Origin of the sequence: Filifactor villosus (assembly GCF_042652965.1) — a bacterium.
Classification (GTDB): Bacteria; Bacillota; Clostridia; order Peptostreptococcales; family Filifactoraceae; genus Filifactor; species Filifactor villosus.
Map to the genome: position 1 here is coordinate 1 of NZ_JBHSHL010000039.1, position 14,548 is coordinate 14,548.

The following is a 14,548-nucleotide window of genomic DNA, read 5'->3' on the forward strand; positions in this document are numbered from 1 at the left end:
TCGAGGAGGCGGAGAACTATCTTGAGAAAGAGCTGATAAAGCTCAATGAGACAACTTCCCGTGTGCAAGATGGAAGGAGGTGTTTAAAGATCCGGTGCTAACGGGAGCCTTGGTGGACAGACTGGCCTATAAAGCGTATGTTTTGGATATGAGCGGGGAGAGTTATAGGGTTAAAGAAACGAGGGAGTGGCTAAAATAACGGACCGTTTTTCGATGAGATCCCTGGACCATTTTTCGCTTGACAAATACACCAATAATTGATGCAATGACCATACAGGCAATTAATATTCTTTTTGAACTTACAACTGAACAATCATCTAACGGAATGAATAATAAATTCTTATAATTAAGGAACATAATAAATATCCAATATGAATGCTCAATAATACATCCCAACGGAGATATTGACGATACATCCTTCATTCGCATTTTCTTTTCCATAGCTATCTCCTCCTTCGTTTCTCATGTTCTTTCGACTTCCCACGACAGGATTCTTGACTTAATATGCCAAGAACCCCGTTTCGACCAGGTGTCATCTGGTTGCTCATTCAGGTGGGCATTAACTGTTAGGACAATCTGGATTGCTACATACAAGACCGTCATCATTAACAATTGCATCACTGCCACAATCTGGGCAATCAACTTCTGCTCCATCTGGATCACAATAATATACTCTTGCCATATCTGTGTTCTCCTTTCATTTATTTGAGCCGTGTAACATTTGCTCTACCATAAGCCTAAACCCTAAAAAAAAGTAAAGCAATGAACTATGTGTCAAACTCAATTGTGTATTCGACAATTTCTTTCCTTGCGGTAAAGAATACAAAAATACGTCTTTATTCCAAATGCATTTATTATAGAAGAAACTCATTCAGATTTACTCAATAATGTCAATTTATTGTTCGTTATATAACCTCAAATAATCCTCATTATTTCTCTATGAGAAATAATTCTAGTCAAAATAGCTTCTATGATACTTTCGCACCAATTCTTGACAAAATAGTTTCCCATTTTCCGAATAATCAAGCCCATAATTTCCCACAGAGAAATTATTTTCTAATAAACAGATTGTAATATGTCGAATGTGGACTTATAATGTAGAAAATAACATATGAGGAGGAATGGCTTATGAACAAGAACGCAAAGAACAATTCAACCGTAACCCCTGAAACAAGCAAGGACTTCGAAGCAAAGAGAATCGAGGACTTAGCACCAACAGTTGCAGCAAATCTCAACAAGTTGCTGGAAACACAGAATATCAGTGCAAAGGAGTTATCTGAAAAGACCATTTACAGTGAATCAGCAATTTCCAAGTATCGTACTGGAAAGCAGTTTCCTCCTTTAGACTTCTTCTATCAGTTAAAGACCTTATTCGGCATTTCATTTGATGATTTTCTTTTCAAGGAAATTAATCGTGGTGATATTCATGCACAGATGCCATTAAGTGCTGTCGAACAGGCCGAGAAAGTATTATATGGAAAGTTCTGTGGAACCTATCTCGTTTACTACCTTAATACAAGTGATTACAAGGGCAGAGATAAGAACACCCCGGAAGAATCATTACTTTACGGCATTCTTACTATTTCAGAGGATAAAACAAACTACGATGAACCTAACTACAGCTGTATCGCTGTTCTTGGTCTCAAGTGTCGTAGTACTGCAACCAATCTTAAGAAGACAATCGATGCAATGGATAGCTACTCCGATATTGAGAAATACATCTCTGAAGATGAGGAATTAGTTAAAAAGACCTATTACGGAGACTTTGAACTGTCTGCTGAACACGCATTCTTAACTCTTGCCCATGACAGAAAGGACAAGGCGCTCATTATTCTTCATCGTGTTAACAGCAACAAGAAAGAGTATATCGGTGGCATGGGAACAATCAATTCTGTTTCAAAGGGTCGTGAGCCTATGCCTACTGCACAGTATATTGCTCTTTCCAGATATCCTATCAGTCTTTCCGCCGAAGAAATCCATCATCAGCTTCTTCTCAGCCACCCTACATACAAGGCTGATGCACAGGCAAAGGAACTCATTTCTTTATTCAAGAAGACTTATATGATGCCCGATCCTGACGGAGAGATGCACACAGAACTTGAAAAGGAACTTATTATCAAGGTGAATCTTGAACGTTACGTCAAAACAAGCCTTACTAACAATATGTTCCGCTATGCTAAGATTAGCGAACGTGATGACGGTGCCTGGTATGATCTTCTCAAGGAGGTATCCATCACAGCAGAAAATGTAACAGATAACTCATCAGACAACTAGGAGGTGATTGTTATGTATACATTGGACATTTGCTTTGAAGACATTACTAGAGAGGTCAAGAGAAACCACAAGGTTGCTAACAAAGGCCTTATCAAGAGTGCTTATGATTATGCAACAGAAAAGCACAAGAATCAGAAGCCGCGTAAGACAGGCGAACCATATATTATGCATCCTCTTCGTGTAGCATATCTCGTTGCTTCATGGGGATTTGAAGCCGACACTATCTGCGCTGCTCTCCTTCATGACACATTAGAGGACACAACTGCTACTTACGATGAACTTGTAGAACTGTTCGGAAAAGACATTGCTGATATGGTTGACGCTGTTACCGCTATCGATAACGAAATCAAGGATAAAACTGGACTTACAAAGGAAGAAATTGACGAGCTTTCAGACAGACGTCTTAAGGAGAAAATGAGTGAAAAAGCACTCTTCATTAAGGTGGCTGATAGAGTAGATAACTTACGTACAATTCAGCCTTTTAAGGAAGAAAAGAAGATTGCAAAGGCTAAGCATACTCGTGAAATCATCATTCCTATGATGATGAAGGAAGGTGCATATCAGCTTATTGATGTTCTCGAAGATCTTTGTTTACAGATTGAACACCCGGAACGTTATGCAGAAATCACATCTACATATTCTGCTATCCGTACCAATAATGCTTACACAACATCCAAGACATTGAAGCTGTTCTCCGAGGTGTTCTCACCTAACAATTCGATTGATTCCAGCGAGTTCCACACCGTCCTCGGAAGCATAGTTGAGTTTACCCACAACCCTCGTTCTGCTATCAGCGTCTATAGACAGATTAATGCACAGGCAAATAATATTGCTAAAGACTTGCCAAAGCTTTTATGCAAAAAAAATATCGCCATGTATGACCTTACATTGGTCATCAGTGACGATTATTGTTCAAAGTCGAACGCCCCTACAAATGCGTTCTTCAAATTATATTCAAGTTTTCTTGCTGACAAGAATATTACTATTCTTGACTTTGGTCAGACCACATATCATGACTCAAAGTATTATATTCTTTCTGACGAAATGGACAACCTTTACCGTCTTTTTGTAAAATCAGAAACCGAATATATGCGTTATAAGTTGGGGCATATTATCGATGCTGAAGATGTGACTGATTTCGGAGCTGCGATTGACGGTAAGAAAATCAAGGTTTACAGAAGAGACGAAAGCGCTATGTATATCGAAGCCGGAGCAACCTTCCTTGATTTCGCCTTTGCTATCCATTCAGAGATTGGCCTTCACTTCAGTTACGCAACCACTGACGGAAGTAAAACCCAGCGTAAGCCTTACGAAAGAATTGATGAAGGTGATGTTATTACTGTAGAAACTGACCCAACAGTTGAGCCTAACCTTCACTGGTTCAAATATGTAAAGACAAGTAAGGCAATGGATCATTTAATTAAATATTTGTCTGGAAAATAGAATTGAGGGTAACTATCCGCTAGATAGTTACCCTCACTGTAATTTTACCCGGTACTTAAATTAGGCTTTAAGCAAAATGCCCTTATTCTTTAAATAATCAATTATGCCATCGGTAATACTTAAAACTTCTTCTCTTGTGAGTGTTCTCTCATTATTTGAGAATACTATTCTTACAGTAATAGATTTCTCTGTAGCAGATTGATACACATCAATTACTTCAACCTTCTTAATCAATTCTGATTTCGCAGCCTTGATTGCCCCATTAATTGGTTCAAATTTATCTACCACAAATGATAAATCTATCTCAATGGTTGGGAACTTAGATGGTTCAATATATTGTATGCCCTTATTTACCAATTCTGAAAAAGCCTTGACGTCTAATTCAGCATAAACGATAGCAGCCCTCTTGTCTATTTTTCCAAGTACTGTAGGATGTGCAACACCCAATTCTCCAATCACTTTATCCTGACAGATTATTTCATTTAAATTCTTAGGATGCTGATATGAATGAGTAGCTTCTTTAACTTTGAATGATAAAGAATCATGCTTAATAATCCTTGTCATATTCTCAAGCATATCCTTCAATTTATAATAAAGCTTCTCGTAATCCGTTTCCTTCGAGTATAATGTAATCGCCAAATTTTTACGCTCATCACAAGTGCCATCTTCTCTGCAGCCATTTACTACTCTTCCGATTTCAAACATTCCAAACTCAGGTGCAAACTCAAGATTCTTGCTTAACTGACACAACTGGGTAGGAATTATAGAATTACGAATAGTTTCAATATTGGGATTTGTTGCATTCAAAAGTTTTACATTTTCTTCCGGAACAATCCCTAGTTTCTTGTACTCGTCATAATACATCCAAATATATGAATGTACCTCATGAAGCCCAAACCTTTTTACCAACATATCCTTAATCTGCTCCTCGTCTATTTTTTCCTCAGCCATTCTGATTGGATATAATGGTGATTCTACAGTAAATACATCAAAATTATCATACCCGTATATTCTTGTTATTTCTTCAATGATGTCAGCTTTAATCGTAACATCTTTTGTTGCTCTCCAACTAGGAACCGCAACCTTAAAATCGTTATTCTCTCTCTCAACACCAAATCCTAAAGACATAAGGGTATGTTCTATTTCATCACCTGAAATGTCAATACCCGTATACTTATCTACATAACTCTTGTCAAACTCCAATTCTACTTTTGGATAATGGAATCTCCATTCATCTGTTAATGATGAAACAACATTAATATCTGAATCGATGTTAGACAAAAGATGCAAAAATCTTTTAATGGCAATTGGACACAACTCTGGATCTAAACTTTTTTCATATCTAGCAGAAGCATCTGTTCTATGAGCCAATCGAACCGAAGCCTTTCTAATTGCTGATGCTTCAAATGTTGCGGACTCTAATGTAAGTTCTTTTGTATCATCAAGGATTTCAGAATCAAGACCACCCATAATACCTGCAATTGCCACAGGTTCGTCACCATTACAAATCATTAAAGTTTGGTTATCAATAGTTCTCTCAACCTTATCTAGGGTTGTAAACTCAAACGAATCCTCGAATCTTTTAATTCTAATTTTCTCAACCTTTCTTGAGTCAAAAGCATGCATAGGCTGACCAACTTCTAACATTATATAGTTTGTTAAATCAGCCAAAAGGTTTATTGCTCTCAAGCCACAGTAATGAAGCCTAATTCTCATATTCATAGGACTAACATTTGTATTAATGTTTTCAATCTTAATGCAAGAATATCTTTGGCACATATCGTCTTCTATCTTCATATCCACAGAAGGCAACTCTGAATACTTAACAACATCATATAAATCAAGTGGCTTTAATGGTCTATCTGCCAATGTTGCAAATTCTCTTGCAATTCCATAGTGCCCCCATAAGTCTGGTCTATTAGTCAAGGACTTATTATCAACTTCAAAGATAATATCATCTATCTCAAACAATTCTTTTAAATCTGTTCCTACAGTAGCATCCGATATTTCCATTATTCCAGAATTATCATCACTTAAATCAAGTTCTGCTTCTGAACAGCACATTCCATAGGATAAATATCCCGCAACCTTTTTAGGCTCTATCGTAATATTTCCTATTCTAGCACCTACCTTCGCATAAGCCGTCTTCATTCCAACTTTAACATTCGGTGCACCACATACAACGTCCATTAATTCGTCTGATCCACAATTTACTTTAAGCAAATGTAATTTTTCAGACTCTGGATGCGCATTAACCTCAACTATTTCAGCCACCACAATATCAGATATATTACTACCCTTATAAAAAATCTCATTTTCAACTTCAGCGGTAGATAATGAGAATTGACTAATTAACTTATTTCTATCTAAACCTCTCAAATCAACAAATTCAGATATCCAATTCATAGAAATAAACATTATCCCTTCTCCTTTCTAGATGTCATCAGTGAACTGACACATGCTCTCTAAATTTCCACTATTCAAATCTCTGATATCTTTAACACCATACTTCATCATTGCCAGTCTAGTCATTCCTAATCCAAATGCAAATCCTGTGTATTTTTCTGGATCAATACCTCCGGCCTTGAGTACTTCTGGATGAATCATTCCGCACGGACACAATTCCAACCAACCACTGTGCTTACAAGAAGGACAACCTTCTCCCCCACAAATCAAACAACTAATATCCAACTCAAATCCAGGTTCCACAAATGGGAAAAATCCAGGTCTCAATCTAACCTTTATATCCTTTCTAAAGACTTCTGATAGCATTGTCTTCATAAAGTAAATAAGATTTGCAATCGAAACATTTTCCCCAACCATAATACCTTCCATCTGAAAGAAAGTGTTCTCATGACAAGCATCAGTAGATTCATTTCTAAAACATCTTCCAGGGAATATTGCTTTGATAGGAACTCCATCATTAATCAATGCATCTCTATACTTTCTATATATAGCATTCTGTGCAGCCGAAGTCTGGGTTTTTAATAGCTGACCATTTTCCAAATAATATGTGTCCTGCATATCTCTAGCTGGATGGAACTTTGGAATATTAAGAGACTCAAAGCACTCATAATCGCTAACGATCTCACTATAATCCTCAACCACAAATCCCATTGATTTAAATACATTCTCGCACTGTCTTTGAACTAATGTAATTGGATGATATGAGCCTTGCATATCTTTTGATGGAATTGACAAATCAATTGTTGGAACAGCATTAATCTGTCTTTCCATTTCCATTCGCTGAAGTTCTTCCTTTTTTGCGGCTATTTTTTCGGAAATTTCATCTTTTAATTCATTAACCTTTGCTCCAATAGCCTTCTTTTCTTCAACAGATAACGCACCCATTTCTTTCAGAACCGACTTCATTGTTCCGTTTTTTCCAAAGAGTGAAACTCTCAATTCTTCCAATTCACCCGAATCCTTTGCTTCTAGTAAATGGGTTTCAAACTGCTTTCTAATTTCAGATAACTTACTAAGCATTTTATCCTCCTTTTCTAAATAAAAAAAATCTCATACTTGAAAAACAAGTATGAGACGAATTTTACCATCCGCGGTACCACTCATATTGCAAACAATGTTTGCCACTCAAACGCCTTAATGCAGCGTATACATCCTACTTTTCATAGGCAGCTCCAAAGTCGAATTTCGTAGTACACATTGTCATGATTTTTCACCAACCAATCACTCTCTGAATCCAATTATGCACCCTACTTTGCCTTACGGCACTTTATCATAGCCTTTACCCAAAAATTCTACTACACTTTTTTCTAAAAGTCAATCATTTTTATTGACAAACCGAAAGATATGTTCTATAATCGAAACGCAAATGCCCAGATAGCTCAGTTGGTAGAGCAGAGGACTGAAAATCCTCGTGTCACTGGTTCGATTCCGGTTCTGGGCATTTTTTTATTGTCTCTTCAAAATTGTTATTTTCCAAAAAAATACTTATTATTTTTTTACAGTCAAGAAGTTCCTTCACTCGATAAATATAAACCCCTTCTGAATAACAACTCACATCACATATTTCAGATTGTATTCTAACACAACTAATTCCTGCAGAAGACGAAGCTCTTACATCATTCAATGAATTCCCAATATATATACACTGTTTCGATGAACAATTCCATTTTTTTAGTGCAAACTCAAATATTTGTGAATCCGGCTTATAGGATTTTGCCATTTCAGAACTAACAATATTACTAATATGTAATGCATTCGTTTCAACAGCAGATATTAATGTTATATCATCTGAATTTGAAACAATACCGATATGACAAGATTGCTCTTTTAACCACTCTATTAATTCAAATACTCCTGGAAGCAATTTAGGAAATGACCATTCGTCATTCATTCTATTAACATATAATTCATAATCATCCCCTAACGCCAGTTCTTCAAATACAAAGGCCAAACTCTCTCTGTTCGTTTCGGTGATAGTTCTGAATTTATCCTCTCTTTTTTCTATTTCGACATATTTTTTTGTCCACAAATCAAACACAACTTGAGAGTCAACTCCAAATCGTGTCGCAATCTCTTCGGCTATAATCTTTATATTATATTTCCCTGCATCAAACAAAGTACCATATGCATCAAACAGAACCCATTTCATCTATATATCTCCCACACAACAATCTTTCACTTTCTATTATCTCTGTTTCAGGGTCAGAAACATGAAAATATGTGAAATGATACACCGAAAAATCCCCATTATATTCTATATGAAATGTCAATCCTTCCTTCCACTTCATACTTCTAAACTTTCTTTTCAATCCGGTTAATAGCTCATATAAATCTATTTCCTTAATATTTGTCTTATATTTAAGTCCCCACAACTCCGCTCTTGAACCAGCCAAACCCATCATCTGATTTCGGGCTATATTTTGTAACTCCAATTGTCTTTTTGTAACCTTTTCCGACTTCTCATATAGGGCAATAGACAAGTTATTCCAATCACTCACATTTTTTTTGTACTCAACAAAAAAACCATTCTCCATCAAAAAACCTTCTAATTCTTCTTTACAAAGTATTAAGGTTTCAGGTTTTACCAAAATTTCAACCATTAATATTTTCTCCTATACAAATTCAACAAATGATAATCGTCTATGTTATATAATCCCTGCATCATTTTTTGCATTCCTATTCCAACACCGCCAAACTCTTCGATACCATATATTGCGTATTCCTCAAAGATTTGGCACTTTTCATTCGGTAAACTCTCGTCCACACTAATCATATCTGTTTTAACACAGTAACCATGGGCATATGATACACCATTAATGTACGCATGAAACTCTTGATTATGCTCTTTATCTTCTGTCTCCTTTATATGAAAATTTTTCAATCTTTTAGGTTCTTTTATGATTATTATTTTTCCATAGCCATTACTTCTAATATGCTCTTTTACTTTTTTATCATTTGCCGCAACGAGACCAAATTCATTGACATATTGTTCAAATGTATACACTTCTGACATTAATTCTTTACCGCCAACAGCCATTGAAGCAACCCTCGTCATCCGCAAACACAAATCAATTAATTCGTTCAATGTGCTTCCCTTAAGCCACATATCCAAATTATGGAATTCGCAATCATATTCATGTGAGTAACCAATATTCCTAAACACAGCCCCTATTTCAAAAACCCTTTCGAAGCCAAGCAAAAGATATGGCTTAAGCAAATGTTCATGTATAGATTTTAAGTATAATGTTTGTCCATTTACAGTTTCAACATGAAAACTCTCTGCGTTACTAGGTGATTGTTTCTGAAACAATACTGGCGTATTAATTTCATCAAATTTGTTATTATACAACTCTATTCTCATCGCCTTTAATACATCAGAATATCGTTTAATCATCTCAAATTTTTCAGGTTCAAATAAACATTGTACAATTCTATTATTCTCCGTTTCACCTTTAAACTGCTTATTTGGTAAAGTCCCTTTACATGAAATAAAATCTAATATTGTGTTGATATTAATTCCATATTTTCCATCATGTTCATACATATCAGCTAAGAAGGAAATGATATCTCCTCTATGTACCCTCTTAGATTCATATATTTCCCTATCAAATCGAAACATACTATACCCACAATTAATGTGCACAACACCCATACAGAGGTTCTTTCCTATATTTAAGCTAAGAATTCGTCCTTGAACAACACCCTTACAAATCTCACAAAGATCCTCTTGTTCTAAAAAAGACATATTAATATGCATACTTATCCTCCTTTACTTCAAATAAATTCTGGCAATTACATAAATCTTCTCTTTAAATGACTGTATAGGCAAAAGCATCTCATACTAAACTTCTCGCACAAAAATGATTCTGATTTTTTATCAATCTCCTCCAATTCCTCTTCCGTAACCACGTAATCATTGATATGCGGGCATATATTAATGCTCATATCTGGATTCATCGTTATATATTTTCTTCCCATCAAACAACTTTTCCCACCCAGGTCACCTAAAACCTCGGACAGATTTGTGATATGTTCAAACATCTCACCTTGATTTCTTTTCTTCAGATCTACTATGATTTTTTCTGCTTCTTTCGAATCCATCCCTTCCAATGTCATAGAATACAACGAATTCTCTTCTGTAACAGTCAAAGGTTGCCACAAAACCCTATCAACTACCGAACTCATAAATTTAAATCCGTCACTATTAACCACATCAAAATATTGCTTATCTATCATTATTTGCACGTTCATTTTCATAGATGCATTACTCAATTTAACAGATTTAAATTTATCCATAATAACTTCAAAATGTTTTGAAAAATTGATAATATCCACCAAATCTATTGTTGTGTTTACCGCATCAATAGGCATTTCTGCAATCTGTTGAAAATCATATTTTTCAAATAGCAAACCATTTGTAAACAAAACAACCGTTGCAAATGAAGATATTTTATTTATCACTTCTTCCAAATTATCAATAACAGCTGGCTCACCGCCGCTAACATAGACTTTTTTTATACCAAACTTTTTAACAAATCTTTCCAAATAATCTATATCCATCTTTTCCTCGCAAAGATGATTTACTTTATCTTCAAAAATTTCATTAAAACAGTATTGACATTTTTTATTACATCTATATGTTATTCTCCACATCAACTCATTTATCATAACTAATCTCCGTTTCTCCGCTTGATATAACATACATCATCATAATTCACAATATACAAATCAGTGAACGAACTAGTTCTTGCCTTCACTTCGCAATCGTCTCCCAAATACAAACAATTCTGATACGTACGATGTAAATTAACTATAACGGATATCCTATTATTGCATTCCACAAAAATATAACCCGGAAGTTTTATTAAGTTTTCAGAGATTACTCGACCCTTCAATACAACCATGTTATTTAAGCCTATGTCAGTTGTAGAAAAACTATTTGTAATCTGTAAGAAATCTCTTCCGGCATCAATAAAAATACTTATAGGTATTCCCTTGTAAATAAATTGCTGGAATTTATTTAACGCTGCGTCAGCAAATTCTTCAGCATTCAATGCACAAAAAACTCCATAGTGATTATAAAATTCCACCCACTGTTTCTTATCTCTTATCTGAATATTAGCATTTGTAAAAATATTACTACTCGCTAATTCACGAAAATCTTTCTCTTTTAATAAAATATCAATATCAGAATATCCATCCGACGCATTACCAGTTGCCAAACTTCCAGTTACACCAATATTTTCTTTTGGAATAATCTTAGAGAAAAGATCTATCAGTTCTCTTAGTGCTGCGCACGTTTTTTCAGATTTAGCCGTTCCGATCAAAAGATTGTTATCTATTCCAAAACAAGGATAATACTCCACTATGTCGTCCTTATGTATAAGATAATCTTTCTTTCCAAATTTAACTGTTTTCTCAACATCCAATTGATTATTTCTATTTGGATCGACTGGATTCGAAATTCGACAGACTCCATTTCTCAAATCATATTTTGGATGGGCAATTAAATATTTATCGTCTAAATCAAATAAAACAACAAACATATAACCAGATATATGCTTAACTTGACCCATAAAATCAAACTTATCACTCATTTTCATCACCTACACATGTATGATGTCCACTGAAATTTGCTGCTGACTCTGTTTTGACCACAAGTTCATCAAACAATTTCAGCATTTCTGAAAAAGCATTTTCCATTTCCTCAATTTTTTTATTTTTTAGATTCCATCTAAGAGCTTCATTATAGCAACCATTGATATGCAATAAACTTCCGACAGAAACAAACGGAACATATATTCCCTCTTGGCACTTGCTATATTTGTTACACTTATTAATGCAGAACTTTGAAAAATGTGCACCCTTTGATGAATCCTTTAAAACAATTGATTGATCCCCAACAAAATAAGCATTCATTGGAATTCCGTATGCACTATCGTCCCAATAATTTTCCACAAATCTATCGCTTATATCTTCAAGCCACTTTCTAAACTGCGATAGCGATTGATATGTAGTATCCCAAAACTCTTGTGAGGTTCCTTTTCCCCCCAAATATATATCCTGAACATACAAATCCAATAATTTTATATCAACGCCAAGTTTTAATGATTTTTCAACAAGCTCTTTAACCTGTTCAATATTATAACTAGTAATTACAATGTTATATCTTGTTCTAATTCCCGATTCTAACAGCAATTTTGTGCAGCCAATTGTTTCCGGAGATAACCACTTTGGAAAATGATAACCATTTAAATACTCACAAATTGAATCAACGGATATTCTAACATTTATTCTATCTTTGTATTTTGACAAAACAGGAATATACTCTTTTAATTTACAACCATTCGAACAAACATTTATCCTTGTATCGGCTCCCATGTTCATAATAAATTCTATAGCCTGTTCAAAATATGGCACAATAGTGCATTCACCACCTGTCAGTCTGAATTTGTCAATTCCTTTATGATAGGTCGCAGATACAATATTACAAAACTCGTCATACGAAATAGTACCTACTTCCCCACTTATACTTTCACCCGTAGGCTTACAATAAAAACATTTCAAATTACAATTTGATGTCATACTTATTGCCAAATAAACTCCATTCATAGTCCAAAAACTCCTATCTTTTTATTATTTTTGCATTTCCTAACAATTGGATTTTATCATCTTTTACGATTGATGCACTCTCATTATCCAACAATAGCAAGGAAGAATACTCTGTTTTTGTTTTTTCAATACTTTCAAGCTGAGCCACCGTAGATGCATAATGAACCTCTATTCCCATATCCATATCTACCATTCCGATACCGTTGATAACTTTATAGTCTGGATAAAGTGGTCCCGGCGTTATATGAAACTTATCAAACTGAATCATTGCCCCTGCACTGCACCCGACCACAACGCCATCAAATGACTTTATATATGGCAAAATACCCTTTGCCATTATTCGTTCCATAAATAAATCAGGTGCACCGCCAGTTAAAAAAAGCACCTCTGCGTCTAATAAATCCTTTTTTATATCATCTTGTGAATCGCAAAAAAAATTAATATATTTAAATTGATTTCGCTCATATCCATATGATGAAAATGGCGCATAGATTTCTTCAAAATACTTTCTATTTGGTCTATAAACATTATTCCAACTATCTAAATCATAGACCTCGCTATCCCAATAAGAAAACGGCATGACAAGGACTTTTTTATGTCCTACTAGTTCCTCTCCTATTGCAGTTTTAGCCCAGTTAGCATCAAAATTAAGCTTACTCAATAATATATTTGTTCTCACTACTTCACCTCTTTTAGCCTTTCATCTGTACAAATGTGTATGATTCCTTTTGAAGGGTCAATAGCCTTCTCATACAAAAAATCAGGATACATTTTTCTTTTATCACTGGAATCAACCCATTCATAAAATTCTCGCCTATCATTTTCAACGTTTTCGGTTTTGAAAGTAGCATCGTTCTCATTCATCTTCATATAATAATAAAGTGATATTTCATATATTAACTTTTTATCGCTCCCATAAAAGAAGTTCTCATGAATAATTCCTAAACGTTCTATTTCCAAAGCTACTCCAAGTTCTTCTAAAACTTCTCTTTTTATAGCTTCTTCTGCACATTCTCCAAACTTAATTCTTCCACCAACAGAATATAAATAGTCAACATCCGAATTCGAAGCCATCAAAATTTTATCACCATTAAGAATTATAGCCCCTACTCGAATATTCACTATTCCTTGGCCACATTGTACAGTGATGTCATCCATTACATAAGCCTCCTCACAATTTGTCATGTCAGTTTTTGGCAAGATACACTTTACAGTGCACACAAAAAATGCTAAGGAAAGACCTCACAATTGGCAAAATAAAAAAAGAATGGGGATAACAGGGTAATACTATTTTTCAATAGAAGTGTGGATATATCTATTTTTCGATGACGAAAAACTATGTTGTCTCCTATGGGTCACAGATTGTTTATATCCACTATTCAAAAGAATAGTAGTATAAAAAATTGATATTTATTCCCCGTTATCTCCATGTTTCTCTTTGTTGTGCCCGATTTTTCGTTTTTCGGGCACAACAAATTAAGCACTCAGGCTCCGCCTCTGTGCGATTAATAGATTCGCCAAGCTACACAGGATATTTAGCTTCGCCTCCTGTTTCTTAAGTCCTTTATATCTCGTCTTTCGATAGCCAAACCTTGCTTTGATGATCCCAAAGACGTGTTCTACTTTGGATCGAATCGATGATTTCTCCCTCTCTCTTCGTTTGATCTGTCCTTTCGATCTCGTACTCTTCTCCCTGCTCTGTGAACGTCTCTTGTTGATTTTGTAGTTGATCTTTTGTCCTTTTTTGTTTCTC

The 14,548-nt window shown here is 35.0% G+C and carries 14 protein-coding genes, 1 tRNA gene, 1 pseudogene and 1 other annotated feature; of the genes and pseudogenes, 4 read left to right on the top strand and 12 right to left on the bottom strand.

Annotation, left to right across the window (positions count from 1 at the left end; all coding sequences use genetic code 11):
• Positions 1-64: 64 nt before the first annotated feature.
• Positions 65-199 (top strand): annotated as a pseudogene (locus ACFO4R_RS08940) (ATP-binding protein); the annotation flags it as partial.
• A gap of 360 nt (positions 200-559) precedes the next feature.
• Here ACFO4R_RS08940 and ACFO4R_RS08945 read toward each other — a convergent pair.
• Complete coding sequence (locus ACFO4R_RS08945; RefSeq protein WP_379788751.1) at positions 560-682, bottom strand: hypothetical protein; 123 nt, start codon at positions 680-682, stop codon at positions 560-562.
• Between the two features lie 446 nt (positions 683-1,128).
• Between ACFO4R_RS08945 and ACFO4R_RS08950 the strand changes: the two genes are divergently transcribed.
• Positions 1,129-2,274: a helix-turn-helix domain-containing protein gene (locus tag ACFO4R_RS08950; protein ID WP_379788752.1), complete on the top strand. Its 1,146-nt coding sequence runs from the start codon at positions 1,129-1,131 to the stop codon at positions 2,272-2,274.
• Positions 2,275-2,286: 12 nt separating this feature from the next.
• Positions 2,287-3,717, top strand: coding sequence for an HD domain-containing protein (locus ACFO4R_RS08955; protein WP_379788753.1), 1,431 nt, complete (start codon positions 2,287-2,289; stop codon positions 3,715-3,717).
• A 60-nt stretch (positions 3,718-3,777) separates the two neighbouring features.
• On the opposite strand, the gene pheT is transcribed toward ACFO4R_RS08955, so the two are convergent.
• Both pheT and pheS read right to left on the bottom strand, forming a co-directional pair.
• Positions 3,778-6,135, bottom strand: coding sequence for a phenylalanine--tRNA ligase subunit beta (pheT, locus tag ACFO4R_RS08960; protein ID WP_379788755.1), 2,358 nt, complete (start codon positions 6,133-6,135; stop codon positions 3,778-3,780).
• 15 nt (positions 6,136-6,150) lie between these two features.
• Complete coding sequence (gene pheS / locus ACFO4R_RS08965; protein WP_379788756.1) at positions 6,151-7,203, bottom strand: phenylalanine--tRNA ligase subunit alpha; 1,053 nt, start codon at positions 7,201-7,203, stop codon at positions 6,151-6,153.
• Positions 7,204-7,250: 47 nt separating this feature from the next.
• Positions 7,251-7,453, bottom strand: a binding site (T-box leader).
• Between the two features lie 98 nt (positions 7,454-7,551).
• Here pheS and ACFO4R_RS08970 point away from each other — a divergent pair.
• Positions 7,552-7,624: transfer RNA gene (locus ACFO4R_RS08970), tRNA-Phe, on the top strand.
• Here the strand turns inward: ACFO4R_RS08970 and ACFO4R_RS08975 are convergent.
• The 9 genes from ACFO4R_RS08975 to ACFO4R_RS09015 form a co-directional block, all read right to left on the bottom strand.
• Positions 7,598-8,332, bottom strand: a complete 735-nt coding sequence (locus tag ACFO4R_RS08975; protein WP_379788757.1) for an HAD family hydrolase — start codon at positions 8,330-8,332, stop codon at positions 7,598-7,600. The genes ACFO4R_RS08970 and ACFO4R_RS08975 overlap by 27 nt on opposite strands.
• Entirely contained in the window at positions 8,313-8,783 is a 471-nt protein-coding gene (locus tag ACFO4R_RS08980; RefSeq protein WP_379788758.1) for a hypothetical protein, read from the bottom strand. The genes ACFO4R_RS08975 and ACFO4R_RS08980 overlap by 20 nt, the downstream gene beginning before the upstream one ends.
• Positions 8,783-9,940 carry an amino acid--tRNA ligase-related protein gene (locus tag ACFO4R_RS08985; protein WP_379788759.1) on the bottom strand — a complete coding sequence of 386 codons (1,158 nt, stop codon included), beginning with the start codon at positions 9,938-9,940 and terminating at the stop codon, positions 8,783-8,785. Before ACFO4R_RS08985 ends, ACFO4R_RS08980 begins: the two co-directional genes overlap by 1 nt.
• Before the next feature lie 35 nt (positions 9,941-9,975).
• On the bottom strand, positions 9,976-10,851 hold the full coding sequence (locus ACFO4R_RS08990) for a radical SAM protein (protein ID WP_379788760.1): 876 nt from the start codon (positions 10,849-10,851) through the stop codon (positions 9,976-9,978).
• A gap of 2 nt (positions 10,852-10,853) precedes the next feature.
• On the bottom strand, positions 10,854-11,780 hold the full coding sequence (locus tag ACFO4R_RS08995; protein ID WP_379788761.1) for a nucleotidyltransferase domain-containing protein: 927 nt from the start codon (positions 11,778-11,780) through the stop codon (positions 10,854-10,856).
• A complete protein-coding gene (locus ACFO4R_RS09000; RefSeq protein ID WP_379788762.1) occupies positions 11,773-12,795 on the bottom strand; it encodes a radical SAM protein in 1,023 nt (340 codons plus the stop codon). The genes ACFO4R_RS08995 and ACFO4R_RS09000 overlap by 8 nt, the downstream gene beginning before the upstream one ends.
• Before the next feature lie 13 nt (positions 12,796-12,808).
• Positions 12,809-13,474, bottom strand: a complete 666-nt coding sequence (locus ACFO4R_RS09005; protein ID WP_379788763.1) for a Type 1 glutamine amidotransferase-like domain-containing protein — start codon at positions 13,472-13,474, stop codon at positions 12,809-12,811.
• The gene (locus ACFO4R_RS09010; protein ID WP_379788764.1) at positions 13,474-13,953 is read right to left on the bottom strand and encodes an NUDIX hydrolase; all 480 of its coding nucleotides are present in this window, start codon (positions 13,951-13,953) and stop codon (positions 13,474-13,476) included. Before ACFO4R_RS09010 ends, ACFO4R_RS09005 begins: the two co-directional genes overlap by 1 nt.
• Positions 13,954-14,271: 318 nt before the next feature.
• A partial coding sequence (locus tag ACFO4R_RS09015; protein ID WP_379788765.1) for a transposase occupies positions 14,272-14,548 on the bottom strand: 277 nt, incomplete at its 5' end.

Bases quoted from the DNA above. Each gene is read 5' to 3' on its own strand.
- ACFO4R_RS09010 (WP_379788764.1), bottom strand. From the start codon at position 13,953: ATGGATGACATCACTGTACAATGTGGCCAAGGAATAGTGAATATTCGA.
- ACFO4R_RS08990 (WP_379788760.1), bottom strand. From the start codon at position 10,851: ATGATAAATGAGTTGATGTGGAGAATAACATATAGATGTAATAAAAAA.
- ACFO4R_RS08945 (WP_379788751.1), bottom strand. From the start codon at position 682: ATGGCAAGAGTATATTATTGTGATCCAGATGGAGCAGAAGTTGATTGC.
- ACFO4R_RS08980 (WP_379788758.1), bottom strand. From the start codon at position 8,783: ATGGTTGAAATTTTGGTAAAACCTGAAACCTTAATACTTTGTAAAGAA.
- ACFO4R_RS09000 (WP_379788762.1), bottom strand. From the start codon at position 12,795: ATGAATGGAGTTTATTTGGCAATAAGTATGACATCAAATTGTAATTTG.
- ACFO4R_RS08955 (WP_379788753.1), top strand. From the start codon at position 2,287: ATGTATACATTGGACATTTGCTTTGAAGACATTACTAGAGAGGTCAAG.
- pheS (WP_379788756.1), bottom strand. From the start codon at position 7,203: ATGCTTAGTAAGTTATCTGAAATTAGAAAGCAGTTTGAAACCCATTTA.
- ACFO4R_RS08985 (WP_379788759.1), bottom strand. From the start codon at position 9,940: ATGCATATTAATATGTCTTTTTTAGAACAAGAGGATCTTTGTGAGATT.
- ACFO4R_RS08995 (WP_379788761.1), bottom strand. From the start codon at position 11,780: ATGAGTGATAAGTTTGATTTTATGGGTCAAGTTAAGCATATATCTGGT.
- pheT (WP_379788755.1), bottom strand. From the start codon at position 6,135: ATGTTTATTTCTATGAATTGGATATCTGAATTTGTTGATTTGAGAGGT.
- ACFO4R_RS08950 (WP_379788752.1), top strand. From the start codon at position 1,129: ATGAACAAGAACGCAAAGAACAATTCAACCGTAACCCCTGAAACAAGC.
- ACFO4R_RS08975 (WP_379788757.1), bottom strand. From the start codon at position 8,332: ATGAAATGGGTTCTGTTTGATGCATATGGTACTTTGTTTGATGCAGGG.